35 protein-coding genes and 2 pseudogenes are annotated in these 26,758 nt (G+C 69.1%); 20 read left to right on the forward strand and 17 right to left on the reverse strand.

All coding sequences use genetic code 11. From position 1 onward, the window contains the following. Positions 1 to 264: 264 nt before the first annotated feature. From rdgB to EFJ44_RS01755, 7 genes and pseudogenes are all read left to right on the forward strand, one after another. On the forward strand, positions 265 to 870 hold the full coding sequence (rdgB, locus tag EFJ44_RS01725; RefSeq protein ID WP_125255462.1) for an RdgB/HAM1 family non-canonical purine NTP pyrophosphatase: 606 nt from the start codon (positions 265 to 267) through the stop codon (positions 868 to 870). Then, positions 860 to 2,017: a radical SAM family heme chaperone HemW gene (gene hemW, locus EFJ44_RS01730; protein WP_125255463.1), complete on the forward strand. Its 1,158-nt coding sequence runs from the start codon at positions 860 to 862 to the stop codon at positions 2,015 to 2,017. The genes rdgB and hemW overlap by 11 nt, the downstream gene beginning before the upstream one ends. Before the next feature lie 32 nt (positions 2,018 to 2,049). Beyond that, complete coding sequence (gene rsmI / locus EFJ44_RS01735; protein ID WP_125255464.1) at positions 2,050 to 2,925, forward strand: 16S rRNA (cytidine(1402)-2'-O)-methyltransferase; 876 nt, start codon at positions 2,050 to 2,052, stop codon at positions 2,923 to 2,925. After that, entirely contained in the window at positions 2,922 to 3,305 is a 384-nt protein-coding gene (locus EFJ44_RS01740) for a YraN family protein (protein ID WP_125255465.1), read from the forward strand. Before rsmI ends, EFJ44_RS01740 begins: the two co-directional genes overlap by 4 nt. A 59-nt stretch (positions 3,306 to 3,364) precedes the next feature. After that, positions 3,365 to 4,297: a glutathione synthase gene (gshB, locus tag EFJ44_RS01745; RefSeq protein ID WP_125255466.1), complete on the forward strand. Its 933-nt coding sequence runs from the start codon at positions 3,365 to 3,367 to the stop codon at positions 4,295 to 4,297. A gap of 59 nt (positions 4,298 to 4,356) precedes the next feature. After that, positions 4,357 to 5,277: pseudogene (locus EFJ44_RS01750) on the forward strand (YifB family Mg chelatase-like AAA ATPase); the annotation flags it as partial. A gap of 154 nt (positions 5,278 to 5,431) precedes the next feature. Beyond that, entirely contained in the window at positions 5,432 to 5,788 is a 357-nt protein-coding gene (locus EFJ44_RS01755) for a hypothetical protein (RefSeq protein ID WP_241209639.1), read from the forward strand. Between the two features lie 195 nt (positions 5,789 to 5,983). On the opposite strand, the gene EFJ44_RS01760 is transcribed toward EFJ44_RS01755, so the two are convergent. The 3 genes from EFJ44_RS01760 to EFJ44_RS01770 form a co-directional block, all read right to left on the reverse strand. Next, positions 5,984 to 6,382: a hypothetical protein gene (locus tag EFJ44_RS01760; protein WP_125255468.1), complete on the reverse strand. Its 399-nt coding sequence runs from the start codon at positions 6,380 to 6,382 to the stop codon at positions 5,984 to 5,986. Then, positions 6,375 to 7,526 carry a hypothetical protein gene (locus EFJ44_RS01765; protein WP_125255469.1) on the reverse strand — a complete coding sequence of 384 codons (1,152 nt, stop codon included), beginning with the start codon at positions 7,524 to 7,526 and terminating at the stop codon, positions 6,375 to 6,377. The genes EFJ44_RS01760 and EFJ44_RS01765 overlap by 8 nt, the downstream gene beginning before the upstream one ends. 169 nt (positions 7,527 to 7,695) lie before the next feature. Further along, complete coding sequence (locus EFJ44_RS01770) at positions 7,696 to 8,061, reverse strand: hypothetical protein (protein WP_125255470.1); 366 nt, start codon at positions 8,059 to 8,061, stop codon at positions 7,696 to 7,698. A 100-nt stretch (positions 8,062 to 8,161) separates the two neighbouring features. Between EFJ44_RS01770 and EFJ44_RS01775 the strand changes: the two genes are divergently transcribed. Then, positions 8,162 to 8,428, forward strand: a complete 267-nt coding sequence (locus EFJ44_RS01775) for a helix-turn-helix domain-containing protein (RefSeq protein ID WP_125255471.1) — start codon at positions 8,162 to 8,164, stop codon at positions 8,426 to 8,428. 7 nt (positions 8,429 to 8,435) lie between these two features. On the opposite strand, the gene EFJ44_RS01780 is transcribed toward EFJ44_RS01775, so the two are convergent. Beyond that, positions 8,436 to 8,777 (reverse strand): DUF6471 domain-containing protein, encoded by a 342-nt coding sequence (locus EFJ44_RS01780; RefSeq protein ID WP_125255472.1) that lies wholly within the window; start codon positions 8,775 to 8,777, stop codon positions 8,436 to 8,438. A 111-nt stretch (positions 8,778 to 8,888) separates the two neighbouring features. On the opposite strand from EFJ44_RS01780, the gene EFJ44_RS01785 reads away from it, so the two are divergent. Further along, complete coding sequence (locus tag EFJ44_RS01785; protein WP_125255473.1) at positions 8,889 to 9,857, forward strand: IS1595 family transposase; 969 nt, start codon at positions 8,889 to 8,891, stop codon at positions 9,855 to 9,857. Here EFJ44_RS01785 and EFJ44_RS01790 read toward each other — a convergent pair. Continuing rightward, complete coding sequence (locus EFJ44_RS01790) at positions 9,814 to 10,332, reverse strand: hypothetical protein (protein ID WP_125255474.1); 519 nt, start codon at positions 10,330 to 10,332, stop codon at positions 9,814 to 9,816. The two genes, EFJ44_RS01785 and EFJ44_RS01790, sit on opposite strands and share 44 nt — an antisense overlap. 820 nt (positions 10,333 to 11,152) lie before the next feature. Between EFJ44_RS01790 and EFJ44_RS01795 the strand changes: the two genes are divergently transcribed. The 3 genes and pseudogenes from EFJ44_RS01795 to EFJ44_RS01805 form a co-directional block, all read left to right on the forward strand. After that, a complete protein-coding gene (locus EFJ44_RS01795; RefSeq protein ID WP_125255475.1) occupies positions 11,153 to 11,428 on the forward strand; it encodes a DUF3892 domain-containing protein in 276 nt (91 codons plus the stop codon). A 123-nt stretch (positions 11,429 to 11,551) separates the two neighbouring features. Then, positions 11,552 to 11,941: a hypothetical protein gene (locus tag EFJ44_RS01800; RefSeq protein WP_125255476.1), complete on the forward strand. Its 390-nt coding sequence runs from the start codon at positions 11,552 to 11,554 to the stop codon at positions 11,939 to 11,941. Positions 11,942 to 11,965: 24 nt separating this feature from the next. Next, a pseudogene (locus EFJ44_RS01805) lies at positions 11,966 to 12,598 on the forward strand (ATP-binding protein); the annotation flags it as partial. A 4-nt stretch (positions 12,599 to 12,602) separates the two neighbouring features. On the opposite strand, the gene EFJ44_RS01810 reads toward EFJ44_RS01805, so the two are convergent. Then, entirely contained in the window at positions 12,603 to 13,301 is a 699-nt protein-coding gene (locus EFJ44_RS01810; protein ID WP_125255477.1) for a MarC family protein, read from the reverse strand. A gap of 101 nt (positions 13,302 to 13,402) precedes the next feature. Here EFJ44_RS01810 and pyrF point away from each other — a divergent pair, with 101 nt between their 5' ends. Then, positions 13,403 to 14,119, forward strand: a complete 717-nt coding sequence (gene pyrF / locus EFJ44_RS01815; RefSeq protein WP_241209675.1) for an orotidine-5'-phosphate decarboxylase — start codon at positions 13,403 to 13,405, stop codon at positions 14,117 to 14,119. 3 nt (positions 14,120 to 14,122) lie between these two features. Here pyrF and EFJ44_RS13730 read toward each other — a convergent pair whose 3' ends face one another. Both EFJ44_RS13730 and EFJ44_RS01825 read right to left on the reverse strand, forming a co-directional pair. Next, positions 14,123 to 14,755: a hypothetical protein gene (locus EFJ44_RS13730; protein WP_164511821.1), complete on the reverse strand. Its 633-nt coding sequence runs from the start codon at positions 14,753 to 14,755 to the stop codon at positions 14,123 to 14,125. A 107-nt stretch (positions 14,756 to 14,862) separates the two neighbouring features. Then, positions 14,863 to 15,090 carry a DUF1674 domain-containing protein gene (locus tag EFJ44_RS01825; RefSeq protein ID WP_420897362.1) on the reverse strand — a complete coding sequence of 76 codons (228 nt, stop codon included), beginning with the start codon at positions 15,088 to 15,090 and terminating at the stop codon, positions 14,863 to 14,865. A gap of 77 nt (positions 15,091 to 15,167) precedes the next feature. Between EFJ44_RS01825 and htpX the strand changes: the two genes are divergently transcribed. Continuing rightward, positions 15,168 to 16,121 (forward strand): zinc metalloprotease HtpX, encoded by a 954-nt coding sequence (gene htpX, locus EFJ44_RS01830; RefSeq protein WP_125255480.1) that lies wholly within the window; start codon positions 15,168 to 15,170, stop codon positions 16,119 to 16,121. 25 nt (positions 16,122 to 16,146) lie between these two features. Beyond that, positions 16,147 to 16,548, forward strand: a complete 402-nt coding sequence (gene arfB, locus EFJ44_RS01835) for an alternative ribosome rescue aminoacyl-tRNA hydrolase ArfB (RefSeq protein ID WP_125255481.1) — start codon at positions 16,147 to 16,149, stop codon at positions 16,546 to 16,548. A gap of 4 nt (positions 16,549 to 16,552) precedes the next feature. Here arfB and EFJ44_RS01840 read toward each other — a convergent pair whose 3' ends face one another. Genes EFJ44_RS01840 through EFJ44_RS01855 form a run of 4 tightly spaced genes read right to left on the reverse strand, consistent with a single transcriptional unit; the run spans position 16,553 to position 20,181 of the window. After that, complete coding sequence (locus tag EFJ44_RS01840; RefSeq protein ID WP_125255482.1) at positions 16,553 to 17,032, reverse strand: hypothetical protein; 480 nt, start codon at positions 17,030 to 17,032, stop codon at positions 16,553 to 16,555. 32 nt (positions 17,033 to 17,064) lie between these two features. Next, the gene (gene ubiB / locus EFJ44_RS01845) at positions 17,065 to 18,660 is read right to left on the reverse strand and encodes a 2-polyprenylphenol 6-hydroxylase (protein WP_125255483.1); all 1,596 of its coding nucleotides are present in this window, start codon (positions 18,658 to 18,660) and stop codon (positions 17,065 to 17,067) included. Beyond that, positions 18,648 to 19,424 (reverse strand): class I SAM-dependent methyltransferase, encoded by a 777-nt coding sequence (locus EFJ44_RS01850; protein WP_125255484.1) that lies wholly within the window; start codon positions 19,422 to 19,424, stop codon positions 18,648 to 18,650. The genes ubiB and EFJ44_RS01850 overlap by 13 nt, the downstream gene beginning before the upstream one ends. Positions 19,425 to 19,479: 55 nt before the next feature. After that, positions 19,480 to 20,181 carry a Crp/Fnr family transcriptional regulator gene (locus EFJ44_RS01855; RefSeq protein WP_125255485.1) on the reverse strand — a complete coding sequence of 234 codons (702 nt, stop codon included), beginning with the start codon at positions 20,179 to 20,181 and terminating at the stop codon, positions 19,480 to 19,482. Between the two features lie 110 nt (positions 20,182 to 20,291). On the opposite strand from EFJ44_RS01855, the gene EFJ44_RS01860 reads away from it, so the two are divergent. Next, positions 20,292 to 20,591: a 4a-hydroxytetrahydrobiopterin dehydratase gene (locus tag EFJ44_RS01860; protein ID WP_125255486.1), complete on the forward strand. Its 300-nt coding sequence runs from the start codon at positions 20,292 to 20,294 to the stop codon at positions 20,589 to 20,591. Beyond that, on the forward strand, positions 20,591 to 21,373 hold the full coding sequence (locus EFJ44_RS01865; RefSeq protein WP_125255487.1) for an SDR family oxidoreductase: 783 nt from the start codon (positions 20,591 to 20,593) through the stop codon (positions 21,371 to 21,373). The genes EFJ44_RS01860 and EFJ44_RS01865 overlap by 1 nt, the downstream gene beginning before the upstream one ends. A 3-nt stretch (positions 21,374 to 21,376) precedes the next feature. On the opposite strand, the gene rph is transcribed toward EFJ44_RS01865, so the two are convergent. After that, positions 21,377 to 22,090 (reverse strand): ribonuclease PH, encoded by a 714-nt coding sequence (gene rph / locus EFJ44_RS01870; protein ID WP_125255488.1) that lies wholly within the window; start codon positions 22,088 to 22,090, stop codon positions 21,377 to 21,379. 77 nt (positions 22,091 to 22,167) lie between these two features. On the opposite strand from rph, the gene EFJ44_RS01875 reads away from it, so the two are divergent. Genes EFJ44_RS01875 through grpE form a run of 3 tightly spaced genes read left to right on the forward strand, consistent with a single transcriptional unit; the run spans position 22,168 to position 24,394 of the window. Beyond that, the gene (locus tag EFJ44_RS01875; RefSeq protein ID WP_241209640.1) at positions 22,168 to 22,704 is read left to right on the forward strand and encodes a GNAT family N-acetyltransferase; all 537 of its coding nucleotides are present in this window, start codon (positions 22,168 to 22,170) and stop codon (positions 22,702 to 22,704) included. Beyond that, positions 22,701 to 23,771 (forward strand): heat-inducible transcriptional repressor HrcA, encoded by a 1,071-nt coding sequence (hrcA, locus tag EFJ44_RS01880; protein ID WP_125255490.1) that lies wholly within the window; start codon positions 22,701 to 22,703, stop codon positions 23,769 to 23,771. The genes EFJ44_RS01875 and hrcA overlap by 4 nt, the downstream gene beginning before the upstream one ends. Further along, a complete protein-coding gene (grpE, locus tag EFJ44_RS01885; protein WP_277596036.1) occupies positions 23,768 to 24,394 on the forward strand; it encodes a nucleotide exchange factor GrpE in 627 nt (208 codons plus the stop codon). The genes hrcA and grpE overlap by 4 nt, the downstream gene beginning before the upstream one ends. Positions 24,395 to 24,398: 4 nt before the next feature. Here the strand turns inward: grpE and EFJ44_RS01890 are convergent, their stop codons facing one another. From EFJ44_RS01890 to EFJ44_RS01905, 4 genes are all read right to left on the reverse strand, one after another. After that, a complete protein-coding gene (locus tag EFJ44_RS01890; RefSeq protein ID WP_125255491.1) occupies positions 24,399 to 24,890 on the reverse strand; it encodes a hypothetical protein in 492 nt (163 codons plus the stop codon). Continuing rightward, positions 24,887 to 25,297, reverse strand: coding sequence for a hypothetical protein (locus EFJ44_RS01895; RefSeq protein ID WP_125255492.1), 411 nt, complete (start codon positions 25,295 to 25,297; stop codon positions 24,887 to 24,889). Before EFJ44_RS01895 ends, EFJ44_RS01890 begins: the two co-directional genes overlap by 4 nt. Positions 25,298 to 25,369: 72 nt before the next feature. Then, entirely contained in the window at positions 25,370 to 26,278 is a 909-nt protein-coding gene (locus EFJ44_RS01900; protein WP_125255493.1) for a dienelactone hydrolase family protein, read from the reverse strand. A 74-nt stretch (positions 26,279 to 26,352) separates the two neighbouring features. Continuing rightward, positions 26,353 to 26,709, reverse strand: a complete 357-nt coding sequence (locus tag EFJ44_RS01905; RefSeq protein WP_125255494.1) for a hypothetical protein — start codon at positions 26,707 to 26,709, stop codon at positions 26,353 to 26,355. Between the last annotated feature and the right edge of the window lie 49 nt (positions 26,710 to 26,758).

Here is a 26,758-nt window from a genome sequence, read left to right on the forward strand (position 1 = left end):
TGATGACGGCGTGGCCGAACTTCTCGATGAACATGGTGGCGTTCAGGGCTTGCATCGTTTTTCTCCGTTTATCCTGAGTGAGGTGCGTCATTGCTTGTTTTCGTTCGCCGCTGCATTCCGATGCCCTTTGGGAGCCTTCGGGAGAACGATGCGGCCTGTCGTTCTTGAGATCATAGATAGGACGTGCCGTATGAGAATGCACGTTACATATCGTTTAACGATATTAAACTTAGGCAAGGTTGGCGGATCAGGGATCGGCGCTCGATGAAACCCAGGCTTATCAAGGGCATGCGGCTGGTCGCCGGGACCCACAATCCCGGCAAGGCGCGCGAGATCGCGGCCCTGCTGGACGGAAATTACACGATCGTCACCGCCGGTGAGCTGAATTTGCCCGAACCGGACGAGACCGAGAGCACGTTCGTCGGCAATGCGGTGCTCAAGGCGCGCCATGCGGCCGAGCGGTCGGGCCTCCCGGCGCTGGCGGACGACAGCGGCCTGTCCGTCGCGGCGCTGGGCGGCGCCCCGGGCATCTTCTCCGCGCGCTGGGCCGGGCCCGACAAGGACTTCGCCCACGCCATGGCCCAGGTCGAACGCCGGCTGGAAGAAGCCGGCGGCGACGACCGCGCGGCCTGGTTCACCTCCGCCCTCGCCGTGGCCTGGCCGGCCGGCCCCACCGTGGTGGTCGAGGGCCGGGTCGACGGCACGGTGACCTTCCCGCCCCGCGGCTCCCGCGGCTTCGGCTACGATCCGATCTTTCTGCCCGCCGGCTTCACCGAGACCTTCGGCGAGATGGATCCCGACGCCAAGGATGCCATGAGTCACCGCGCGGTGGCCTTCGCCAAGCTCAAGGCCGCGCTGGTTGACGACTGAGCCGCCCGATCCCGGCACGGACGTCGCCCTCTACGTCCATTGGCCCTTCTGCGTCCGCATCTGCCCCTATTGCGACTTCAACGTCGTGCGGGCCCGGGGGAAGGAGGACCGGGCGGCGACGCTGACGGCGGCGATCGTCGCGGACGTGCGGGCGCAGGCCGCGCTCGTCGGCCCCCGACGTCTGGCCTCGGTCTTTCTGGGCGGCGGCACGCCCTCCCTGATGGATCCGGCCGACGTGGCCACCGTGGTCGAGGCCGCGCGGGCCCTGTTCCCCTCCGGCCCGGTCGAGATCACGCTGGAGGCCAATCCCACGGACGCCGAGGCCGACCGCTTCGCCGCCTTCGCCGCCGCCGGGGTGAACCGCCTGTCCATGGGCGTTCAGGCGCTGGACGACGCCCAACTGGCGTTTCTGGGCCGCAACCACTCGGCGGAGGAGGCGCGTCGCGCCGTCGCGGTCGCCGCCCGCGTCTTTCCGCGCCTCTCCATAGACCTGATCCACGCCCTGCCCGGCCAGTCGGTCGCCGACTGGCGCGCGGCGCTGATCCAGGCGCTGGACCTCGGCTTCGAACACGTCTCGCCCTATCAGCTGACGGTCGCTGCCGGCACGTCCTTCGCCCGCGCCGTCGGCCGCGGCGACTGGTCGCCGCCGGACGAGGAACTTGCCGCGGCCCTTTACGAGGCGACGCAGGAGACGCTGGGGGCCGCCGGTTTCGACGCCTATGAGGTTTCCAACCACGCGCGCGGCGTCGCGGCCCGCTCGGCGCACAACCTCCACGTCTGGCGCGGCGGCGACTACCTGGGCGTCGGCCCCGGCGCCCACGGCCGCCTGACGCTCGACGGCGTCCGCACCGCCACCGTCGCCCACCGCGGAATCGACGCCTACGTCGGCGGCTTGGAGGCGGGCGACCCGTGGGAGGAGCGCGCCGCGCTCTCCCCGCGGGAGGCCGCCGAGGAGCGCGTCCTGCTGGGCCTGCGGACGGTCGAAGGCGTCCCGGTGTCGGTGCTCGACGTCCTGCCCGCGGCCGCCCGACCGCTGGCCGAGATGGTGGAGGAGGGGTTTCTGGTCGTGACCGACCGCCGCGTGATCGCCAGCGCCACCGGCCGCCCCCTGCTGGACGCGGTCCTCGGCCGTCTGCTGACCGCTTGAGCCCGCCGCCCCCGGCTGGCACGGTCCCGGCCATGCCCGAGCCCAGCCCCTTTCCCCCCGCCGCGCCGCCGCCCCGGCCGGTGACGCCGGGGCTGTATCTGGTGGCGACGCCCATCGGGAATCTGCGCGACATGACGCTGCGCGCGCTCGACGTGCTGGCCGCCGCCGATCTTGTGCTGGCCGAGGACACCCGCGTCTCGGCCAAACTGCTTTCCGCCTACGGACTGAAGGCCAGGCTCGAGCGCTGCGACGACCACGCCTCCGAGCGCGCCGCCCGGATCGCGGTCGAGAGGATCGCCGGGGGTGAGGTCGTGGCGCTGGTTTCCGACGCCGGCACGCCGATGGTGTCGGATCCCGGCTACGTCGTGGCCCGCGAGGTGATCGGCGCCGGCCTGCCCGTCCACCCCATCCCGGGCGCGTCCAGCCTTCTGGCCGCCCTGTGCCTGGCCGGTCTGCCCGCCGACAGGGTGCTGTTCGCCGGCTTCCTGCCCCCGAAATCCGCCGCGCGGAAGACGGCGCTGGCGGAACTTGCCGAGCCCGGCCGCACGCTCGTCTTCTTCGAAAGCGGCCCGCGTCTGGCGGCCAGTCTCGCCGACATGGCGGAAGTGCTGGGCGATCGCCCCGCCGCCGTCACGCGCGAGCTGACCAAGCTGCACGAGGAATGCCTGCGCGGCCCGCTGTCGGAACTCGCCGCGCATCCGGGCGCCCAGGCGCCGAAGGGCGAGATCGTCGTCGTGGTCGGTCCGGGCGACGCCGTCGTCGCATCGGCCGACGACGTGGACGCCGCCCTGTCCGAGGCCCTGACCCGCCTCGCCCCCGGCCCGGCGGCCGCCGAGGTGGCGAGGCAGACCGGCGCGAACCGCAAGGCGCTCTACGCCCGCGCGCTGGAGATGAAGGCGGGCCGATGAGGCGCGTCGACCCCGCCCGCAGCCTCAAGGGCGGCGCGGCCTGGCGTCAGGGTCACGCCGCCGAATGGCTGGCCGCCGTCTGGCTGATGCTGACCGGCCACCGCATCCTCGCCTTTCGCCTGAAGACGCCGCAGGGCGAGATCGATCTCCTGGCCCACAAGGGTCGTGAGCTGATCGTGGTCGAGGTCAAGCGCCGGCGGCTGCGCGACGCCGCCGAACTGGCCCTGACGCCGCAGCAGGCGAAGCGCCTGCTCGCCGCGGGCGAGGCGGTGCGCCGCTCGCGCCCGGCGCTGCGCGCCCATGCTTTGCGCATCGACCTGATCGCCCTGGCTCCCGGGCGCCTCCCGCGCCATCGGAAACGCCTCGCATTCGACGGCTGAGCCTTGCGGTTCCGCGGCCGCGCGCCCATTCCCTTCGCACCCAACCTCAGGAGCCGCGCATGATCCGGGTCGCCGTCCAGATGGACCCCATCGAACAGGTGAACCCGCACGCGGACACCACCTGGCTGATGATCCAGTCGGCCCAGGACCGCGGATTCTCCGTCTGGACCTACGATTTCCGCACCCTGGCTCTCGAGAACGGCCGACTGTCCTGCCGCGCGCGCCGCACGACGCTGAAGGGCGACCTCGTCGACCTGGGCGATTTCGAGAAGCTCGACCTGCACTCAGACGTCGACGTGATCCTGATGCGGCAGGATCCGCCCTTCGACATGGCCTACGTCACCGCCACCTACCTGCTGGAGGCGGTCCGCGAGGACACGCTGGTGTTGAACGACCCGGCCGAGGTGCGCTCCGCCCCCGAGAAGCTCATGGTCACCCGGTGGCCGCAGCTGCAACCGCCGACCCTGATCTCCTCGGACGTGGAGGCGCTGGAGGACTTCCACGCCCGTCACGGCGACGTGGTGCTGAAGCCCCTGCACGGCGCCGCCGGCTCGGGCGTGGTGCGGCTCAAGACGGGCGACCCCAATCTGGCGGCCCTCGTCGAAATCCACGCCACCGGCAGCCGGGACCCGCTGGTGATCCAGAAATTCGTCCCCCAGGTCTCGGCCGGCGACAAGCGGATCATCCTGATCGAGGGCGAACCCGTCGGCGCCATCAACCGCGTGCCGCTCAAGGGTCAGGTCCGCTCCAACCTGCGCGTCGGCGGCACCGCCGTGGCGGTCGAACTGACCGCCCGCGACCGCGAGATCTGCGCCCTGATCGGGCCGGAACTGAAGGCCCGCGGCCTGCTGTTCGTCGGCATCGACGTGATCGGCGACTACCTGACCGAGATCAACGTCACCTCGCCCACCGGGGCCCAGCAGCTGAAAACCTTCACCGGCGTGGATGCGGCGGCCTTGATGTGGGACGCGATCGGGAAGCGGCTCGCGTAACGGCGCTTGCCAACCGGCGTCAGTTCATGTTCTGTTCCGACGGGTGAGCGGAGGCGGACATGGTCGCGCGGGCTGTGACGGTGGCGTTCGACGGGGTGGACGCGCGGCGCGTGGACGTCGAGGTCCAGCTGGTCGGCTCCGACGGTCCGCTGGTGTTCAACATCGTCGGCCTGCCCGACAAGGCCGTGGCCGAAAGCCGCGAGAGGGTGCGCGGCGCCTTCGCCGGCATCGGCCTGGCCCTGCCGCCCAGGCGCATCATCGCCAACCTGGCCCCCGCCGATCTGCCCAAGGAGGGCAGCCATTTCGACCTGCCGGTGGCCCTCGCCCTTCTGGCCGCCATGGGGGTGATCCCGCTGGACGCGCTAGACGGCTGGTGCGCGGTCGGCGAACTGGGCCTGTCGGGCCAGATCGCGCCGGTGGGCGGAACCCTTCCGGCGGCCGTGGCGGCGTCGGCCATGGGCTTGGGCCTGATCTGTCCGGAGGCCAACGGGCCCGAGGCGGCATGGGCCGGCGACGCGCGGGTTCTGGCGCCGCGCTCGCTGATCGGCCTGATCAACCACTTCAAGGGCACGCAGCGCCTGTCGCAGCCGGAGCCGGGGCCGCTGAAAGCCGGGGAGGCCGTCCGCGACCTGCGCGAGGTGAAGGGTCAGGAGGGGGCCAAGCGGGCGCTGGAGATCGCCGCCGCCGGCGGCCACAACCTGCTGTTCGTCGGGCCGCCCGGATCGGGCAAGTCCATGCTGGCCCAGCGCCTGCCGGGCCTGCTGCCGCCCCTGACCCCGCAGGAACTGCTGGAGACCTCGATGGTCTGGTCCGTGGCTGGCATGATCGAACGCGGCGCCATCGCCCGCGACCGCCCGTTCCGCAGCCCCCATCACTCCGCTTCGATGGCGGCCCTCACCGGCGGCGGCCTGCGCGCCCGGCCGGGCGAGGCCTCGCTGGCCCACAACGGCGTGCTGTTCCTCGACGAACTGCCGGAGTTCACCGCCATTATGGAGCAAACACACCTAGCGGTGGGGTGACTAAGTATCTGTTCTTGCTACGTTCTTCGTCATGAAACACGAAGGTTATGATCGGCCGAGAACAATCGCGGGGCTTGTGGCCAAGCGGGCGGAACTTGCTCGGCTATTGAAGCAATTGCGGGCAGACGAGCGCAAGGTGATCTGCGACCTCGACCACGTCGATGCCGCCATCCGGCTGTTCGACCAGAACGCCGACACCACGAAGATCGTGCGGTATCCCACCAAGCACCGGGCCAAGAAGGGCGAGGTGGTCAGGCTTGTCGTTCGGATGCTCAGGGGCGCAGATCGCCCACTGACGTCGCTCGACATCGTCCACCAGCAGATCAAGGAGCGGGGGCTCAAGGCCGACGAAGCCACGGTCGTCCTGATGCGGAAGCGCGTCGGCGCTTGTCTCACCAAGCTCAAGAGCCACGGCCATGTGCGGGTGGTGCCGCAGGCGGGCCTCTATCAGGGCTGGGAGTGGGCTCGATGAGCGCCCGCCGATCCCCGGAACCCATGCGGTTCTGGCGGGGTGCCCGGTTGTATCAAATCGCTCATGTCCACGATGGCGATGGCTTTATGGGCCTGCGCGACGGGCGGGTGGTGGCTACGGCGCCGGATCGGCCTTCGGTGATGCGTGCGATCCTCATGACAGCACAGTGGGGCCGCCTGATTCGCCCTAGCGGCCCTAGGGATGCTGCCGTCCGCGATTGATAGCCTTCTGCTTGAGGCGCTTGGCTATCGTTTTCTGCTTGCTAGGCTTGTGGGCTGAGTAATCGGCAAGGGCGTGGGCAGGATTAGCCGCGAGATCGCCCGCCGCCGGCAGAGGGTCAGATACGCAGGGCAGAGCCTCCGCACCGAACTCCGCGACATTGACCGCGTAAACCGCGACCGATTCAAAGCCATTCGAGGTGTAGAGCGAGTGTGAGTCTGCCGCTGTTGTCAGGCTTGAGCGATCAACTGATAGCTTGTTGTCGTCCTTGACGCTCGGTTGGAAAGGCTGGCTCGAAAGCTGCCCGTCCACCACGAAGTTCGGATGCACTTGACGAAAAAGGAGTTCGTTGTCGTCGTCGAGTTTGTCAGCCATTGGCGCCCTGCTCAGCCAGCTTGGCGTCGAAGACCTCAACGAACGCGTCATTGATGCCGTCGAAGTTTTGCGGCTCCATCTCGTCGGGGCCGTCAATCTGAACGCCGAACATTTCCACGCTGCCGTCGGCAGCGATTTCAACGGAATAGTCCCACCCGTTTTGTTCGATCTCGAAGAGAATGCCGCCAGCCACGGTAGGGAAGATGAGGTAGTGCGCAGCGAACAGCGGGCGCTTGTCCAAAAGGCGTTGAGCCGCTTGGTCGGCCGCTTCGGAGACACCTAGGCCCTCGCCGTCATACCAACCATCTTCGAGCTTGCGGAGTTCGGCTAGGCGTTCTCTCCGTTTCAGAAGATCGGCGACAATTTCCTCGTCAATAAGATCCACGTCGAATGAATCCACGACACCTTTGAAGACGTCGTTGTTGTCCAACTCGATCATGAGATCGAACTGAACCTGAGCGTTCATGCTACCGTCGAACTCGAATTCGACACGCTCGGCATCCAGCGCAATTGCGATCTCGCCGTGCTGCTCCGTTTCAACCCTAATGTGGCCGCCAATGCCGTCGGCGTTGATGACAGAGCCAAGGAGCCGACCTATGCCCTCATATCGGCTTCGGTAGCTTCCTCGAGTGTGGGTGATGATCCGCTTGCGGCGCTCGGTGTCCAGGAAGATGACTTCGCCTTCGTTGTCCGCGCTGCCCTGAAACTCGATCTTCTCACCGTCGCGCAATCCTGCGCCGAACTTGTTGAGCGCCCGAACCTGTTCCGAAGACAGCGCCACAGGGAAGTTGTCGTTTCCGGCGGCCTCGACAAGGTCCAGAACTCTCTTGTAGGCGCGATCGACTACCTCGGAGAGCTGGTCGGTAAGGCCCGGCAGGTTCGCTTGAGCGGTCTCGCGATTCCATTCGAGCTTCGGAACTGCGCTACCTTCTTCGATCGCGATGAGATCGAAAGAGAAACTCTTGTCGAATCCCCTCGGCAGCCTCTGCTTCTCGCGGTTTGCGGCTCTCCATTCGGCCTTTGCGAAAGACACGAGTAGATCGCGAAAAGCCGGCAGGTCAAACAGGACGTCAACAGGCAGGCGCGCGTCGTGGAAACGAGCACCGACATATCTCAAACCGAACGTCTGGTTCTCGCCAGCCATGTCCTTCTTTGCGTTGAGGTCCCTAGGTCGTCAACTGAGGCGAGAGTGCCGTTGACTGGTTAACGGCATCCAAAGCTACCGGCAGGGCGCTGAGAGCAGGCCCGGCCGGCGGTCGCCCGCGACCGATTCATCGTCGCCCAAGCCGGCGATGAATGCAAGAAACACGACATTAGTCGCAGTCCGGGCGCTCCGGGTCCTGCTTGCACAGGTTCTGGGTAATCCTGCCCATGATTGTCTCGAACGATTCAGGGGCCGTCGGATTCAAGATCGTGTTCATACGATCCCGAAGTTCCTCGCCCGACACGGAGCGCCCTTGATGCTCAATGTAGCCGGCGCACCCCGACGAGACCCAAACGGCGTCGGTCGGCCTGAGGTCTTGCTCAACCCACCCTTGGCCTCGCTGGTAGATGGTTCTCGTCGGACGATCGGCGACATGGCCCTGACCGCAGGTGACCACGGCGTCGCGGCCTTGGAACGTGTAGTAGCGCATCGCGTCCTGCGCCGAGGCGCCACCGGTCAGCACGACGGCCGCCATGACCCCACCCGCCAAAGATCGCATCTGAGCCTCCCGATCCGCAATAATCTGTAGGCTATAACCCGTGGTTTAACGGCTCCTGAATCTGTCGGCTACGCCCATGAACGGGCGGACGCTGGTCGCATGGAATCTGAGGCGGCTGAGGACCGAGCGCGGGGTCTCGCAGGAACGGCTCGCCGCAGACGCCGGCGTGGACCGCGCCTACATCAGCGAGCTTGAACGCGAGCGGGGGAATGCCAGTGTCGATCTGCTGGACCGGCTCGCCGGAGTGCTAAGCGTTCAGGTGAGCGAGTTCTTGAGGGTGCCGCCGACGGGGTCCGAGAAGGTCAAGCCACTGCGAGCTGGTCGGAAGCCGACCACCCGCTGAGGACACCCTAATCCTCGTCGGCGTCGGACGGCGTTCCCATCACCTTGTAAATCTCGGCGACTATCTCGTCCTTCGTGTGAGGCACGCTGTCGTGCCGAGCCTCCGGGCCGGTGAAGCCCATCATGCCTGCCTCTAGCGTCAGGTTCCGAACCCCTAACGCCACCAAGCACTGCACCCAGAAGGCGGCGCTGAACGTCCCGCGCATCACCTTGTTGCGCAGGTTTCGCTCATTTTCCTCGACGCCAAGAACGCGTAGGCGGCTCTCAAGATCGGCGTAGCTGAGGCCGTGTTGAGCCATATGCGCACGTATGGTGCCGATGAGCCATCGGGTGAGTTGGTCGTCGTCCACGCATAACCTCTGGCGCTAAAGCATCGAAAATGATGCGAACGCATTGACATTGATGCGCGCATCTGTTTCGGTGCGGACGCATCAAAAACGATGCGTCCGCACTAGATACGTTTGTCGCAGCATTTTCTCCTTTCTGCAAAGGCGCGATCTCTCAGCAGCACCCAAGTCGCTCGCATGAGCGAGGAGGAGGCGAGAGCCGCGTTTCGTGCAGTTCGGTTCGCCGACAGCGGCGGGAGGCCAGTATGCCCCCGCTGTCAGTGCGACGCTGTGCATGAGTTTCAGTGCCGGCCGATCTTTAAATGCAAGGCCTGCGAGCGGCAGTTCTCTCTCACGTCCGGCACCGTCTTCGACCGCCGCAAGATGCTCTTTCGAGACATCCTCACGGCCATCGCGCTTTTTGTGAACGGCGCCAGCGGCGTGAGCGCGCTCCGCCTGACCCGTGAGATCGACTGCTCCTACAAGACCGCCTTCGTCCTTTTGCACAAGCTGCGGGAGGCGATGGGTTCCATGCGGGTGGATCGGATGCTGACCGGCGTCGTCGAAGTGGATGGCGTTTGGGTGGGTGGTCACTTCAAGCAGAAGAACGTCAAGGCGGAGCGGCCGGACCGGCGGGTGAAGAACCCCAAGCGCCTGTCGGTGGTGACGATGCGAGAGCGCCGGCCGGGCGGTCGGACGATTTCGGTGATCGTGAAGCAGGAGACCGAGGCATTCAACGCGCTGCTACAGCACATCGACCCCTCCGCGAGCATCCGCACAGACGAAGGCTCCGCTTGGACGGCCCTGCATATGTTCTTCGACGAGCACAAGCAGATCAATCACAGCGTCCGTTACGCCGAGCCCGGCGGCATCCACACGAACTGGGCGGAGAGCTTCAACGCCCGCCTTCGGCGGGCCGAACGCGGTGTCCACCACCGCATTTGGGGCCGATACCTTCTCGCGTATGCGCAGGAGCTAGGTTGGCGCGAAGACTTTCGGCGCGTGGACAACGGCCGGCAGTTCACGTTGGTCGTCGGCGCGGCTGCGAACAGCCCAACCTCTAGGCTGAGCGGTTACTGGCAGCGGCACCTGCGCGCCGCCTGATAGACCACCGGGCTGGCGGCCCCTCGTGGCGCTCTACCAACCCTCGCACCAATGATCTCTGGCAGGCGCCGTTGGCGATGTGAGCCAACCGGCTCTTCTCCCGGTGATCTGGTTCGGCGATGCCAAGCTCGGCTGCGATCGCCCTGCCAATTTCCCACGTCGTCAGAGGCCGGTCGGCGGCCTTGAGCACGCGATAGGCGGCCTTGGCTCCCTCGCCGTGCTTTCGGGTGCGTGGCTTGGTGATGATCGGCCTGACCGCCTCGGGGTCCCAGTGGGGCTCGAATGCGCGGATCGCCGCGACGTATGCGCGGGCCTGTTCAAGCATCTTCCTCTTTCGGCGCTCGATCTCCAGTTGCTTCTCGATGATCGCGGCGACGCCCATGACGGGCTCTACCTCGTGGTCGATCACCTGCAAGGCGCCCATCAGCCGGGCGTATTTGTCTTCGAGTTGGGTGGGGGCGTGTTGTCTGGCCATAACCACGAGCTTCGCCGTCAAGGCTAAACGACGGGTGATGCGTGATGGTAAACTAAACGCTGATAAGTTGTGGATAGGCGGAACAAGCCCGGAACATCTCGCTTGTCGCGCGCACCCAAATCAGACCAATCAGAGCGAACCTTGCCGCGTTCGCTCCCACTGTCCACTAGATCGTGTGATTTTTTCGGACATACCCACAAGATAGGGGTTGCGGAATCGAAAGTGGCAGTCGAGTGTAATGAGTGCCAGCGCGAGGCACGGTCGCGTAATCATGTGTTGGAGATTGGGATGGCCAAATCGCCCCCCAAGGGACCGCACCGTTCAGCCTCGACGGGCAAATACGTGACGACTGGAACAGCCGTCCGTAACCCGAAGGGCACGGTGTCGGAACCCCGCAAGAAGTAAGTGGGCAGTGCTCGTCTAGGCTGGCGTGATGCGGCCGAAAACGAGGCGTTTGAGAGGAGGAGTCGGTTCCGAAGTTTGGTAGCCGAGGAAACCCGACCCTCCCCTCATTTCACCATCAGGCGTTCAATCCCGATGATTCGGGCAGGTTAGAATCAGAGTCCTTGCCGAATCAACCTGCACAGCAGGTGGGAACTTACGAACGCCGTTCGTTCGAAAGAAAATCAATATGACTCCCCAACGCCCATCCGTTCCGAACGGGCCTCTCCCGAGCCGCCCGTCGTTTCCGCAATCGCCACAGCGGCCGTCTTACCCGCCGCGTCCGTCCGCTCCTCCGAGCCCCCGACCGGGCCGCTGGTAGCTGAACTCCGGCGCGCCGAGGGCGGGCCGGCCTTCTTCAACATTATCGAGAACACAAATGGCAGACGTCCAAGTTAGCTGCATCAACAAGCAGCCCCGCAACGACCCCTACGAAGGCATCACCCATCTAGGGGGGACAGCCGGCGGTGGCTGGAAGTGGACCCGGCAGCAGGTCATCGACTCCATCGAAGCCAAGACGAACACCTTCTACACGCTGGTGAACGGCAATCACGGCAACATAGGTGTCGTTAACGGCCCGAATGGGAAATACGTCCGCACCTATGCGGACGGGAAGTGGAACGACAATCTGCTTTCCCTGCCCGAGTGCCGGTGAGACCATTCAGTGGTGTAGGGACGCGAACGCCGTTCGTGTCCCTACATCCGCAACTTGGGGCGATCCGGGGAACTCATGGATATAAGTTCGGGACTTGCAGCAGCGGGCCAAGCGCTAACGCTGGTGAAGGGCCTCATCGAGGTGAACGCACAGCTTGACAAGGCTGAGCTAAAAGCCCGGCTGGCTGAAATTTACACAAGCCTTGCCGATACCAAGATTGCCTTGGCCGATGCGCAAGCCGCACTTGCGGCAAAGGATGCGGAGATCGCCCGTCTGACAACCCGCGAGCGCGAAAAGCCCGCGACGGTCAGCTATCGTGGCTACACGTTCGGACTGAACGCAGACGGAACGCCCATAGGGCGCCCTTACTGCCCCGTGTGTGAGCAGAATGGCCGGCTGATTCAGCTTGTGAGGGCCACCAGCACACGAGACCTCTGCCCGAGTTGCAAAGCACCCTACAACGGCCATCCTTGGCAACTGCCGAAAGAAAGGTGGCCGAGTTCAGCCGAATAAACCGCTAGGTGTGTTTGCTCCATAATGGCGGAGTTCACGCCGCAGGCGCTGGATTCGCTGCGCCAGCCGCTGGAGACCGGCGAGGTCACGGTGGCCCGCGCCAACGCCCACGTGCGGTATCCGGCGCGCTTCCAGTTGGTCGCCGCCATGAACCCGTGCCGCTGCGGCCTCGGCGGGGCGGGCAAGGGGGCGTGCGGCAAGGCCCCGCGGTGCCAGCGCGACTATGCGGGACGCATCTCCGGGCCGCTGTTCGACCGCATCGACCTGACGGTCGAGGTGCCGGCCGTCACGGCCGCCGACATGGCCCTGCCGCCGCCCGCCGAGGGCACGGCCGAGGCCGCCTCCCGCGTCGCCGCCGCCCGCGAGGCCCAGACCGCGCGCACCGGCGGGATCAACGCCCGGCTGGAAGGCGAGGCGCTGGACCGCTTCGCCGCGCCGGACGAGGCGGGCAAGGCCCTGTTGACCCGGGCGGGCGAGGCGGCGGGCCTGACCGCGCGAGGCTGGACGCGGACCCTACGGCTGGCCCGCACCATCGCCGATCTGGACGGCGCCGACGGCATCCGCCGCACCCACGTGGCCGAGGCCCTGCTCTACCGCCGGTCCACCGTCGCGGCCCAGGACGATTTCGACAGACGGACCACGGTCCCCGCCTTCTGACGGCTCAGTGCCCGCCGGTCGGATAGGGGGTGGTGACGCCCGAGCTGATCATCCCCGGGATGGCCTCCGACAGGCCCAGCAGAATGAACTGGATGGCCAGGGCGCACAGGATCAGACCCAGCACCCGCACGATGATGGCCATTCCGACCTCGCCCAGCAGGCGGCTGATCGGCCCGGTCAGGGCGAAGCAGATGAAGGTCACGAACGCGGCGGCGGCGATGGCGACGTAGCCGGCCACCGTCGCCGCCGGCCCGATCTTGGCCGCTTCGCCGGCCTGGATGATCATGGTCGAGATCGCGCCCGGCCCGATCATCAGGGGCATGGCGAATGGCACGACCAGCCGCTGGAACCGCCGGCGCGCATAGCCGCGCACGTCGGTGAGATCGGCGCCCGCGTCGGCGTCGGTGAAGCTCTTCAGGAAGTCGTCGCCGGTCATGTGCAGCCCGAGCAGCAGCAGCAGGATGCCGCCCGCGATCCGGAACGCCGCCAGCGAGATGCCGAAGAACTGCAGCAGCGACAGGCCGGTCAGGAAGAAGAAGGCCAGCAGGAAGGCCGCGAAGATGCAGATCAGCGCCGCCAGCGACGCTCTCTGGCGAAGGCTGGCCCCCGCCGTCGCCGCCGCGAAGATCGGTATGTTGCCGATGGGATCGACGAGCGCGAACAGCGCCACGAACAGGTTGACCCCCAGATCGACCGCGTCCATGACGTTCCCTTGCCCCACAACTCAGCCCGAGCGCCCATAAGGGCGGACGCGACCGCGCGCGTCCACCCCCCGGCGCCGAAAGGATTTCCATGACCTCGCCCCTGCTCGCCGACCCGCGGCTGATCGTCGGTCTGGACCTGCCGTCGATCGACGCGGCGCGCGCCATGGTCGACCGGCTGGCGGACGGGGTGGAGAGCTACAAGGTCGGCCTTACCCTGCTGGCGCGCCCCGGGGGCGTGGCCTTCGCCCACGAACTGCGGGCGCGCGGCAAGATGGTGTTCCAGGACTGGAAGCTGCACGACATCGGCGCCCAGGTCGAAGGGGCCGCCCGCGCGGTGGCCGAAGGCGGCTGCGACCTGCTGACCGTCCACGCCCATCCACAGGTGATGCGCGCCGCGGTGAACGGACGCGACGCCGCGGGCGCCGACACGAAGATCCTCGGCGTCACCGTCCTGACCAGTCTGTCGGACGCCGATCTCGCCGACCTCGGGCACGCGGAGGACGCCGCCGGCCTCGTCGAGCGCCGCGTGCGTCAGGCGCTGGACTGCGGCATCGACGGCGTGGTCTCAAGCCCTCTCGAGGCGGCGCGGGTGCGCGAGATCGCGGTTCAGGCGGGGCGCCCCGACTTCCTGATCGTCACCCCCGGCGTGCGACCGGCGGGGGCCGACGCGGGCGACCAGCGGCGGGTGGCCACGCCCTCCCGCGCGCTCGCGGCGGGCGCGACCCACGTGGTGGTGGCGCGCCCCATCGTCGGCGACCCCTCGCCGCTCATGGCCGCGGCGCGGATCGCGGCGGAGATGCTTCAGCCCGCGGCCTGAGCCTCAGCGGTCGTCCAGGATCGTGTAGCAGTCGCAGCCGCGCTCGTATCGGTCGCGCCGACGATGGTCCCTGCCGTAAGGCGGACGGTCGTCGTGATAGCCGTCGCGCTCATAGTAGCCGCGCCGGTCGTGCCCGACGCTGTAGCCGTAGCGGCCGCCCCGGTCGTGCCCGCCCCAGGGCTGATAGCGGCCCCAGTGACCGCGGCGATCCGACCAATGGGTGGTGTGCGAGTAGGCGTATCCGCCGCCGTAAGCATGCCCCCCGCCACAACGGTCGTGACACCCGTGGGTCGGAGGGGGCGGCGGCGGGGGCGGGGGATAGTGCCCGCCGCACCGGTCGCGGCAGCCCCGGCCGTAGCGGTCGTCGTAGCCATAGGCGTAGCTCTCGTAGCCGTAGCCGGAGCGGCCGTCGGCATAGGCGCCCGTCGCCGCATAGGCCGCGCCGCGCGTTTCCACCGCGACCTGCCCGCCATAGGCGTAACGGTAATCCTGCACCGTCGGCTGCCCGTAGGTGACGTAGCCCTGGCCGCCATAGGACGGCTGCCCGTAGGTGACGTAGCCCGACTGGGCCGTGGCCGCGCCGGCCAGCCCCAGAACGGCGGCGCCCGTCAGGGCTCCGAAGACGATGCGGCGCATGGGTCCCTCCTCCGCGCGGTTGCGGAAACGTTAACGCCGTTCGGGCCGACGGGTTCGGAAAACCTGATCCAGGCGAGCGGCCGTCCGCGATTTCGCGCTGCGGGCGATCAGAAGTCGATCGCCAGACCCTTCTTCTCCCAGTCGCCGTAACGCGTGGGCTCCGGGCCGCGCGGGCCGCCGTCCTCGGGCGCGAGCTCGACCGGGGCCGCGGCCAGTCGCCGGGCCTCGGCCTCCATCAGCGCCGCCCGCTCCACCGCCGTCAGGACGCGGTCGGGACGGGCCCCGGGAACGTCGGGATTGAGGCCGGGCTCCGGCATGGTGGGCGCTTCGGTCACAGGGTCGGTCTCTTGAGGCGGAGGGGCGCGATCTCATTTAATGGGCCTCCTCGCCCGGCGCGACCCCTGGACCCGTGATGAACCACCTCAAGACCTTCGTCCTGCTGGCTGCCCTGACCGCCCTGTTCGGCGCCGTCGGCCTGTGGATCGGCGGCTTCAACGGCATGCTGATCGCCCTTGCGATCGCGGCGGCGATGAACCTGTTCAGCTACTGGAACGCCGACAAGATCGTGCTGCGCCTCTACCGCGCCCAGCCCGTGGACGAGACCCATCCCAACGCCATGGTCCGCGCCTACGTCGACGACGTGCTGGAGATGGCGGCGGGCGCCGGCCTGCCGCGTCCGAAGGTGGCGATCATCCCCTCGGACCAGCCGAACGCCTTCGCCACCGGACGCGACCCGAAGAATGCGGCCGTCTGCGCCACCACCGGTCTGCTGGACTTGCTGACCCGGGAGGAGGTCCGGGCCGTCATGGCGCACGAACTGGCGCACGTGAAGAATCGCGACACCCTGACCATGACGGTGACGGCGACCATCGCCGGCGCGATCTCGGCCTTGGCCAACTTCGCCCTCATCTTCGGCGGCGACCGCGACCGGCCGGGCGGGATCGTGGGCACGATCGCCCTGATGCTGCTGGCGCCCATGGCGGCGGCGCTCGTTCAGATGGCGATCAGCCGCTCGCGCGAATACGAGGCGGACCGCGTCGGCGCGGAGATCGCGGGTGATCCCCACGCTCTCGCCCGCGCCCTGCAGAAGATCGAGGCTCACGCCCGGCGCATCATGAACCCCACGGCGGAGCGCAATCCCGCCTCGGCCCAGCTGTTCATCATCAATCCGCTGGCGGGCAAGGGGGCCGACAACCTGTTCTCGACCCACCCGGCCACGGGCAACCGCGTCCGCGCGCTCATGGAGATCGGCGAGCGGTCGGGCCTGCGGCCCGGCCCGGCGGCGTCCGCGGCCGCGGCGTTCACCGGCCCCACGGGAACCAGCGTGCCGACGACGTCGGACAGACCCCGCGGCCCTTGGGGCTGAGCCCCCGCCGCGTCATGATGGGGCGATGATCCGCCCGCCCGAGTCAGAACTGGAATTCCGCTTCTTCCGCGCCGGCGGCCCCGGCGGCCAGAACGTCAACAAGGTGTCGACGGCGGTGCAGCTGCGCTTCGATGCGCGCGGATCGCCCAGCCTGCCGGAGGACGTGCGCGCGCGCCTGATGCGGCTGGCCGGGTCGCGGCTCACCACCGACGGCGTGATCGTGATCCAGGCCGTCCGGTACCGGACCCAGGAGCGCAACCGCCAGGACGCCCTGGACCGTCTGCACGACCTGATCGACCGCGCAGCGGTGCGGCCGGTGAAGCGGGTCGCCACGCGGCCGACCCGCGCCTCGAAGGAGCGGCGTCTCCAGGCCAAGTCGGTGCGCTCGGGCATCAAGTCGGGTCGCGGGCGCCCCGACCTCGACTGAGGCCTCACTCGCCCGGCGCGGCCTCGGGCGTCTGTTCGATCGGCGGGGCCGGGCGGAACAGCAGGGCGGCGATCTTCCCGGCCTCGTCGAAGCCGACGACCCACTGCGTGTCCGCCTGTTCGAAACGGACCAGAAACAGGTCGGCGCCGTCGCGATGCTGGAAGAATTCGACGCTCTCCAGGGCGCCGAGACCCCGGATGATTTCGACGGCCTGGGCCTCGCCCGGCTGGAGTTGGGCGGCCAGGTTCGGCGTGAAGGCGTTCCAGTCGACCGTGCCGGTCTGAAGGCCGCCGATGAAGGCCCGGATCGCCGGCTCGGCGCGCGGATCGGCCTCGGTGCGCTGCTGCGTGGCGACAGCGGTCTGCCGCCCGCTGGCGTCGAAGGTGTTCTGGATGCGCCCGGCGGCGACGGTCTCTTCCTGCGCCGCGGCGGCGCCGGCGAGCAGCAGGGTGGCGGCAAAGGCGCCGACGGCGAGGGTCTTCATGGGGACGGAACTCCTGAACGCGGCCCTGATCGTCAGAGGATGCGCGGCCAAAACGACAGAACGAGGGCGGACGCTCCCGCCAGCAGGGCGAGGACCGCGACGATTCCGGGCCATCGCGGGTCAGGGCGGGTCTCGACGACCACCGCCGGAGCCGGCGGCTCCTGGGCCTGACGCGCCAGAGCCTTCAGCACGGCCCGGACCTCCTCCAGCAAGTCGCGGACCTGGGCCTGCGGACCGAGCTCCCGCCGGATCCAGGCGGCCACCACGGGCTGAGCCGCCGCCCACAGGTCGTGGTCCGGATTCAGCCGGCGCGCCACGCCCTCGACCGAAACCATCGTCTTCTGCAGCAGGATCAGCTCCGGCCGCAGGCGCATGTCGAACAGATCGGTGATCTCGAACAGCTGGCCCAGAAGGCGGCCCATCGACACCTGCGACGCCTGCTTGCCGATGACCGGCTCGCCCACCGCGCGCAGGGCCTGGGCGAAAGCCTCGACGGAATGTTCCGGCGGCACGTATCCGGCCTCGAAATGCACCCGGGCGATGCGGTCGTAGTCGCGGTTCAGGAAGCCCCACAGGATCTCGGCCAGATACTTCCGCTCCGCCGGGCCGAGGCGTCCGACGATGCCGAAGTCGACCGCGGTAAGTTCGGCCGGGGCGTGACAGAACAGGTTTCCCTCGTGCAGGTCGGCGTGGAAGGTGCCGTGATCCAGGGCCTGGATCAGGAAGGCCCGCACCACGTTGTCGGCCAGGGCGTTGCGGTCGACGCCCGGCTGTTCGGCCGCCGCGGGGTCGGTCATGGGCAGGCCCGGGGCCCATTCCAGCGTCAGCACGCGCTTGCCGACGCCGTCCCAGATGACGGCCGGCGCCGACATGTGGGCCCGCCCCTCCGCGCGGGCCTTGCCCATCACCTCGCCCAATTCCGACGCCGCGGCGGCTTCCAGCCGCATGTCCAGCTCGATCTGCATCGAACGGGCGACGATCTCGACGAAGGCGCGCGGCTCCAGCCGGCGAGAGGGCTCGACGAACCGCTCGGCCAGACGGGCGGCCAGCCGCATGGCGTCCAGTCCGCGCGCCACGCGCCGCTCGACGCCGGGGCGCAGGACCTTGACCGCCACCTTCCGCCCGTCGGCGAGGAACGCGGGGTGGGCCTGCGCCAGCGAGGCGGCGGCCACGGCGGGCTGCAGGTCCGTGAACAGGCTTTCGACCGGACGGCCCAGCGCGCGCTCGATCTCGCGCCGCGCCTCCTCGACCGCAAAGGGCGGCAGGCGGTCCTTCAGCCGGCCCAGATCGCGAGCGAACTGCACGCCGAAGATGTCGGCCCGGGTGGCCAGCACCTGCCCCAGTTTGATGGCGACCGGACCGAGGCTCTCGAAGGCGCGACCGACGCGTTCGCCGGGGCGACCCGTCCGGGACTGCGCCCCGGCGAACAGGTGGAAGAGCCGCGCCGCCAGCCGGGCCGCGGGCGGGAGCAGAGGCGTCACCTCCCGCGGGATCAGGGCGTCGTGGCGCAGCAGGACCCAGCCCCAGCGCAGCAGGCGGGCGAAGGCGTCGAGCGGCCGCCGCACCGGCTGGGCGGCCGGGACGGGCGGCGGCGTCGCGACGTCGGTCAGACGGGTCAGATCGCCCACCCCTGATGCAGGGCGGCGACCCCGCCCGACAGGTTGGTCACCGACACGCGGCCGAAGCCCGCGGCCTCGATCATGGCCTTGAACCTCTGCTGGTCGGGGAAGCGGCGGATGCTTTCGACCAGGTAGACGTAGCTGTCCTCGTCCCTGGCCACCCACTTGCCGATCCGGGGAATGGCGTGGAAGGACCAGGCGTCGTAGGCGGCGCGGATCGCCGCGGCGGTCGGACGGCTGAACTCCAGACACAGGAATCGCCCGCCCGGCTTCAGCACGCGGCGCGCCTCTCGCAGGGCCTGGTCCACGTCGGCCACGTTGCGTATGCCGAAGCCGATCGAATAGGCGTCGACCGAGGCGTCGGGGAGGGGAAGCCTCATGGCGTCGCCGACGACCCAGGTCAGCTCGGGCTCGGACCCGCGGGCGATGCCGGCGCGGATCATCTCCGCGTTGTAGTCCAGCACGATGACCGAGGCGTCGGGCCCGCCGTTGCGCTCCTGTGCCTTGCGGGCCAGCGCCGCATAGCGCCGCGCGAGGTCGCCGGTGCCCCCGGCGACGTCCAGGATGGTCTCGCCCGGCCGCGGATTCATGCGCGCCGCCACGGCGTCCTTCCACAGCCGATGCACGCCCCCGGACATGAGGTCGTTCATGCGGTCGTAGCTGGGAGCGACGGATTCGAACACGCCGCGCACGGCGCGCACCTTCTCGTCCGCCTCCAGATCGCGGAAGCCGAAGGGGGAGGTCTTGCGGGAGCCTGCGGCGGCGTCGGTCATGGGCGCGGTTTAGCCGCCCCGACGGGCCGCGTCACGCGTCCTCGGGGTCGCGGCTTCAGCCGAACTTGGGCAATGGCACGCCCAGATCGGTCGAGACCGCGCGCATCATGCGGTAGCAGCCGCAGGACGCCTTCTCGAGTCCCGGCCGGTTCAGGATTTCGACCCAGCCCCGACCGCGGGCGATCAGCTTGCGGTCTTCCAGAAGGGCGCCGATTTCGCTGACGGTCGCGCGGCGCACGCCCAGCATGCCGGCGATGTCCTGCTGGGTCAGGTCGAAGCGGTCGGAGTCGGCGCGGTCGTGCAGGGTCAGCAGCCAGCGGGCCAGCCGCTCGTCAAGGCGGTGCTGGGCGTTGCAGGCGGCGGTCTGCTGGACCTGGGCGAGCAGGTTTTCGGTGAAGCGCGACAGGGCCGCACGCATGGGTTCGCTCCTGGACAGGGCGTCGGAGAAGACGTCCGCGGGGCAGCAGGCCGCGGAGCCCTCGATCTGCGCGATCGCGCGGCTGGAGGCGCGGGCGTTCAGGGGGCCGCAGGTCACGCCGACGAGGCCCTCGCGGCCGATGGCCGCGGTCTCGACCATGCGGTCGTCGGCGAGGACCGTCATCAGCGACACGACCCCATCCAGCGGAAACCAGACCTCGTCCACCGCCTCGCCGGCGTCGAACAGAGTCTGACCCTGCACGAAGGGCCTTTCGTTCAGATGCGGCTCGATGCGCCGCCGGTCGGCGGGCTCAAGCGCCTCGATCCATAGATTGCTCATGACATGACCCCGTTACGGCGACGTACGGCAACGCTCCAGCTTGGCCGCGCGTTCCGCCGCGCTTGTCGGCGCGTCCTCACGAGGCTAGGCCGGAGCAAACGGAGGACGCCATGGCGGACAGGCTGAACGTGGACGCGGTTCTGAAGGACCTGCCGCTCTGGCGCGCGGAGCCGGGCGACCGGCCCGCGATCCGACGGACTCTGAAGTTCGCCGACTTCAACGCGGCCTTCGGCTTCATGACCCGGGTGGCGCTTCATGCCGACAAGGCCGACCACCATCCGGAATGGTCCAACGTCTACAACGGTGTGGAGATCGTTCTGACCACCCACGACGCCGGCGGCGTGACGGACAAGGACGTGACCCTGGCCCGCTTCGTCGACGAGACCGCCGCCGCCATGGGCGGCAAGTGATGGCCGGTCGCGTCGCGGGCAAACGCGCCCTGGTCACGGGCGGCGCCGGCGGGCTGGGCCGCGCCATGGCCAGGATGCTGGCGCGCGAGGGAGCGAAGGTGGCGATCACCGACGTCGACGGCGCGGCGGCCGACGCCCTGGCTGAAGAGATCAACGCCGAGGTTCCCGGCGCGGCCTTCGGCTTCGCGCACGACGTCGCGGACGAAGCCCGATGGGCCGAGGTCGTCGCCGACGCCGTCGAGGCCATGGGCGGCCTGTCGGTGCTCGTGAACAACGCCGGGATCGGCGGCGACCTCGTGTTCGTCGAGGGCGACACGGCGGCCAACTGGGACCGGCAGTACCAGGTCAACCTTCGCTCCGTGATGTTCGGCTGCAAGCACGCCATGCCGCATCTCCGCGCTGCGGCGCCGGCCTCGATCATCAACATCTCGTCGATCGCCGGCCTCGCCGCCGGGCCGGGGATGGGGGCCTACAACGCCACCAAGGCCGGGGTCTGGATGTACACCAAGACCGTCGCGCTGGAGGCCGCCAAGGCCGAGTGGAACGTGCGCTGCAACTCGGTCCACCCCGTGTTCATCAAGACCCCGATCCTGGACCCCTTCGTCGCCATGGCCGGCGGCGACGAGGGCGCGGCGCACCAGAAGCTGGCGCGCGGCATCCCGCTGAAGCGCATCGGCGAGCCGGACGACGTGGCGTTCTGCGTGCTCTACCTCGCCTCGGACGAGTCGAAATTCGTCACCGGCGCCGAGTTCAAGATCGACGGCGGCATGACCGCCCAGTGAGCGTCACCCCAGCGCCGCCCGCTGCAGGGCGAACAGCTCGGCGCAGCCGCCTTCGGCCAGGCTGAACAGGCGCTCGAACTCGTCGCGGGTGAAGCCGCGCTTTTCGCCGGTCGCCTGAATCTCCACGATCGAACCCGAGCCCGTGAGGACGAAGTTCGAATCCGCCTCGGCCGAGGAATCCTCCTCGTAGTCGAGGTCCAGCACCGGCACGTCCTGAAACACGCCGCAGCTGACGGCGGCGACCTGATCGAGGATCGGATCGGACTTCAGCACGCCCTCGGCGCGCAGGTACCGGAACGCCGAGGCCATGGCCGTCCAGGCGCCGGTGATGGCGGCGGTTCGGGTGCCGCCGTCGGCCTGGATGACGTCGCAGTCCAGCGTCACCTGCCGCTCGCCCAGCGCCTTCAGATCGACCACGGCGCGCAGGGACCGGCCGATCAGGCGCTGGATCTCCTGGGTGCGGCCCGACTGCTTGCCGGCCGCGGCCTCTCGCCGGCCGCGCGTGTGGGTGGCGCGGGGCAGCATGCCGTACTCCGCCGTGACCCAGCCCTGGCCCTTGCCGCGGAGCCAGCCGGGAACGCCGTCTTCGACCGAGCAGGTGACCAGCACGCGCGTGTGGCCGAAGGAGACGAGGCAGGAGCCTTCGGCGTGGCGGTTGACGCCGGTCTCCAGCGTGACGGCGCGAAGCTGGTCGGGGCGGCGGTCGGAAGGGCGCATGGACAACCTTGGAGAATCGGATGGAAAGCGGATGGAGATCGCTTGGACGGAGTCCGCGCGCTGCTTATCCTGAAAGCGTGAGCCCGGATACCGTCACCCTGAGACCCGCAACGGCCGCCGACGCCCCCCTGCTGGCGGCGTGGGACCGGCAGCCGCACGTCATCGCCTGCTCCAGCGACGACCCGGACGCCGAGGTCGCGTTCGACGGCATCGACTGGGCCGACGAGCTGTCGAACTCCGCCTATGAGCTCACCTATGTGATCGCCGAGGTCGCGGGCGAGCCGGTCGGCGTCATGGCGGTGTGCGATCCGCACACGGAGCCCAGCCATTACTGGGGTGAGATCGAGCCGGATCTGCGCGCGGTCGACATATGGATCGGCCCGCCGGAATGGCTGAACCGCGGCGTCGGCACGCGGATGATGACGCAGATGCTGGATCGATGCTTCGCCGAGCCGCGGGTGAAGGCCGTGGTGATCGACCCGCTGAACTCGAACGTGGCGGCGCACCGGTTCTATCGCCGACTGGGCTTCCGCGAGGAGGGGCGGCGGACGTTCGCCGCGGACGATTGCCTCATCATGCGGCTGACGCGGCAGGATTGGGAGGGGCAGGCATGAGCTACCTCGGCGCTTCCGCCCCCCTGACCGTGCTGGACCAGCGCGCGCGCGACATCTTTCGGCGCATCGTCGAGACCTATCTTCAGACCGGCGAGCCGGTGGGGTCGAGAACGCTCTCGCTGAGCGGGGTGGCGCTGTCCCCGGCGTCGATCCGCAACACCATGCAGGACCTGACGCTGGCGGGACTTCTGGCGTCGCCGCACACGTCCGCGGGACGCATTCCGACGCATGCCGGATTGCGGCTGTTCGTAGACGGCCTGCTGGAGGTCGGGGACGTCGGCGCCGAGGAGCGGCGCGAGATCGACGCGCGGCTGGCCGGGCGGGGGCGCGGCTTCGACGAGGTGCTGAACGAGGCGTCCGCCCTGCTGTCCGGTCTGGCCGGCGGGGCGGGGATCGTCGCCAGTCCGGTGCGCGACGCCGGGGTCAAGCACGTCGAGTTCGTGGCCCTGGGTCACGATCAGGCGCTGGCGGTGCTGGTCGGCGACGACGGCACCGTCGAGAACCGCCTGATGCCCCTGAAGGCGGGGGTGACGCCCTCGACGCTGCAGGAAGCGTCGAACTTCCTGAACGCCCGGCTGAAAGGGCGTCCGCTGCACGAGACGCGCACCGAGATGCGCGCCGAGCTGGACGCGGCGCGGCAGGAACTGGACGCGGCGGCCGCCCGCCTGGTCGAGGACGGACTGGCGGCCTGGTCCGGCGGCGGCGAGCGCGAGCGGGCCCTGATTGTGCGCGGCAGGGCGAACCTGCTGCAGGACCGCGAGGCCGTGGAGGACCTGGAACGGGTGCGCGTCCTGTTCGACGATCTGGAGCAGAAGGAGCAGCTCATCGGCCTGCTGGACGGGGTGTCGTCGGCGCAGGGCGTCCGAATCTTCATCGGCTCGGAGACGCGACTGTTTTCGCTTTCGGGTTCCGCCGTGATCGCGGCGCCCTATATGACCGGCCGGCAGCGGGTGATCGGGGCTCTGGGAGTCATCGGCCCCGCGCGGCTGAACTATGCCCGAGTGATCCCGTTGGTGGACTACACCGCCCGGGTGCTGGGCCGGATTCTGGACGGACAAGAGACGTGAACGAACCGACTGACGACCCGCAAGACTTCGATCCCGAGCTGGAGGCCGACGCCGAGGCCGGGCTGAACGCCCATCCGGGCGAGGACCTGGGTCCGATCGACCAGCTGATCGCCGAGCGCGACCAGTGGAAGGACCGCGCCCTGCGCGCCGTGGCCGAGGCGGAGAACACCAAGAAGCGCGCCGAGGCCCAGAACAACGACGCCCGCGCCTATGCCATCCAGCGCTTCGCGCGCGACCTGCTGGGCGTCGCCGACAATCTTGAGCGCGCGCTGCAGGCCGCGCCCAAGGACGCGGAAGGCGCCGCCGCCGGCCTGATCACCGGGCTGGAGATGACGCAGAGGTCGCTGCTGTCGGCCTTCGAGGCCAACAATCTGGTGCGGGTCGCCCCGGCGGCCGGCGAGGCCTTCGACCCGCATCTGCACCAGGCGATGATGGAGCAGCCGTCGACCGAGGTGGACGGCGGCAAGGTGATCCAGACCCTGCAGGCCGGCTACGCCCTGTTCGGCCGCACGGTGCGCCCGGCCATGGTCGTGGTGGCCGCCAAGGGTTCGAACGCGCAGGCGTCGGCGTCAGATCAGGTCGCGGGCGCCGCGGCCTATGCGAAGGCCAGCGACCAGGGCTGACGGCTCAGGGCGCGTCCGTCCAATCGATCTGAAGCCAGGTTTCCCCGACGCTGCCCGGCGCGTAGGTCCAAGCCAGCGTTTCCCCTCCCGCTCCGGTCATGCGCCGAGTGCCCGGGACGCCGGTCTCGAGCGGTTCGAGCCCCCGGGCGGACGCCGCTTCCACAAGCGCCGCGTCGATCGCATCGAGTGCGTTGGCGTGAGCCCGGGTGGCGACCCTGCAGGGCGGACCGACATCGCTTCGCAGCCAGCCTGATTCCAGACCAGCCTCGACGTACCCGGCATCGGCGGGCGCCGGTCCTTTCCAGCAGACGTGGGCGAGCCACGACGTCATGAAGGCGGCATGCGTCGGCGGCGGCGGAGGCGGATCGCTGCGTGGGGGGCGCGGCATCGCCGTCGCCGGCGTCGAGGCCTGAACGGCGGGACCGGGGGCGTGCGGGGCGGCGCAGGCCCCGGCCAGCAGGACGGCGGCAGCCCCGATCGGCGCGATCGCCTTCATGTGCGGCCCGCCCGGAAGAAGGGCGCGATGGCCCGGCAGCTGAAATGCGACTCCCTCGGCGCGAGGTCGCAGTTCTCAATCAGTCCCTTGCATTCCCAGTAGCCTTCCCGCTCGGCCAGATTGCAGTTCCGCTCCACCAGCGCCTTGCAGGTCCAGTAGTCGGTGCGTTCCGCGAGGCTGCAGTTCCGATCGACCAGGGCCTTGCACAGCCAGTAGTGGGCGCTTTCGGCCAGATTGCAGTTCCGCGCCTCCAGAGCCCGGCAGAACCAGTACTGACCATCGGTCACGAGGTCGCAGTTCATCGCGGGCTCCTGGGCCGAGGCGGTCGCCGGAGTCGGGCCCCCGGACAGCCAGAGAGCGGCGACCAAGGCCGCGAGGGTCCGGCCGGGGGAAGAGACGACGTTCATGGCCGGATCACACATCCGGCGGTGGCCAAGGTCAACGCGCGTCTCCGCTCACGTCAGATGCCGTCAGCGGCGTCAGGCCTTCAGCCGCGCGTCGAAAAGCTCCAGCAGCCGCCGCCAGCCGTCGCGGGCGTCGGCCTCGCGGTAGCTGTCGCGATAGTCCGCGTGGAAGCCGTGCGGCGCGGCAGGATAGACGTGGATGCCGCTGTCCGTGCGGCCCGCGCGCTGAAGCGCGGTGTTCATCTGCTCGACGGACGGCAGGGGGATGCCGCGGTCCGCCTCTCCGTAAAGGCCCAGCACCGGGCATTTCAGGTCGTCGGCCAGATCGACGGGCCACGGCTCGCCGGCGACCCTCTGTTCGGGCGTGGCCTCGGCCGACGGGGCCAGACGACCGTACCAGGCGACGCCGGCGTCCAGCGACGCGAATCGCGCGCAGGCCTGCCAGACCACCTTGCCGCCCCAGCAGAAGCCGGTGATGCCCATGCGGTCGTCGCGGACCCACGGCTGGGTCGACGCCCATTCCATGGTCGCCGAGACGTCGCCCATGACCTGCGGGTACTTCGCCGCCGCGACGATCTCCTGGACCCGCGCCATGTCGGACAGCGGCGCCGGATCCTCGACGCGGACGAAGAAGGCGGGAGCGATCGCGGCGTAGCCCGCCTTGGCCAGCCGGCGGCAGACGTCGCGGATGTACTCGTGCACGCCGAAGATTTCGGAGACGACGATCACGACCGGGAACGGCCCGTCGCCCTGCGGTCGGGCGACGTAGGCCGGCAGCTGGAATCCGTCCGGCGCCGGATAGGTCACGTCGCCGACCTGCAGTCCCTCCGCGTCGGTGCGGATCGGCGCGGCCTGCGCCGCCAGCGCCGCGGGCGCATAGCCGGCGAAGAACAGGCTTCCCGCCGAGACGCCCGCCAGGGCCCGGCGGCTGAGGGCGAAGTCCTGCGGCTCGGAGCCTTCCGGGCGGGTCAGTCGGACGGTCATGGGCGCGCTCCTGTGTCGACCGGCGGACCTTGGCGGCAGGACGGGAGGGCGTCGAGTCCCGATGCCGTGACCGATCAGCGCGTCAGATACCAGTCGGCGATGCGGCAGACGTCGACGCCGGGCCGGTCGAGCGTCTGGCCGTTCGTCAGGACGGCGCGGACGGTGAACCGGCAGGCGCCGTTGCCGGCATCGATCAGGAGCGGGCGGCTGCGGCCCGGCTCGAGCGCCTCTCCCGCCAGCAGGTCGGGACCGAAGGCGCCGCCCGTCTCGGCGACGCTGAGGCTGCGCACGGCCACGCCGGTCTGGTTGTGCACGCGCACGCGGCGATTCTCGGCGTCTGCGGACCGGGCCTGGGCGCACGCCTGACCGGCCAGGGCCGCGGCCGCCACGGCCACGGTCACGATCAGGGCGGCGCGGGCGAAGGGGGACATGGCGGGCTCCGGGCGAAGGCCGTCATCCTGCCCCGGAGCGGCGGCCGGT

Origin of the sequence: Brevundimonas fluminis (assembly GCF_003934285.1) — a bacterium.
In the GTDB taxonomy this organism is placed as follows: Bacteria; Pseudomonadota; Alphaproteobacteria; order Caulobacterales; family Caulobacteraceae; genus Brevundimonas; species Brevundimonas fluminis.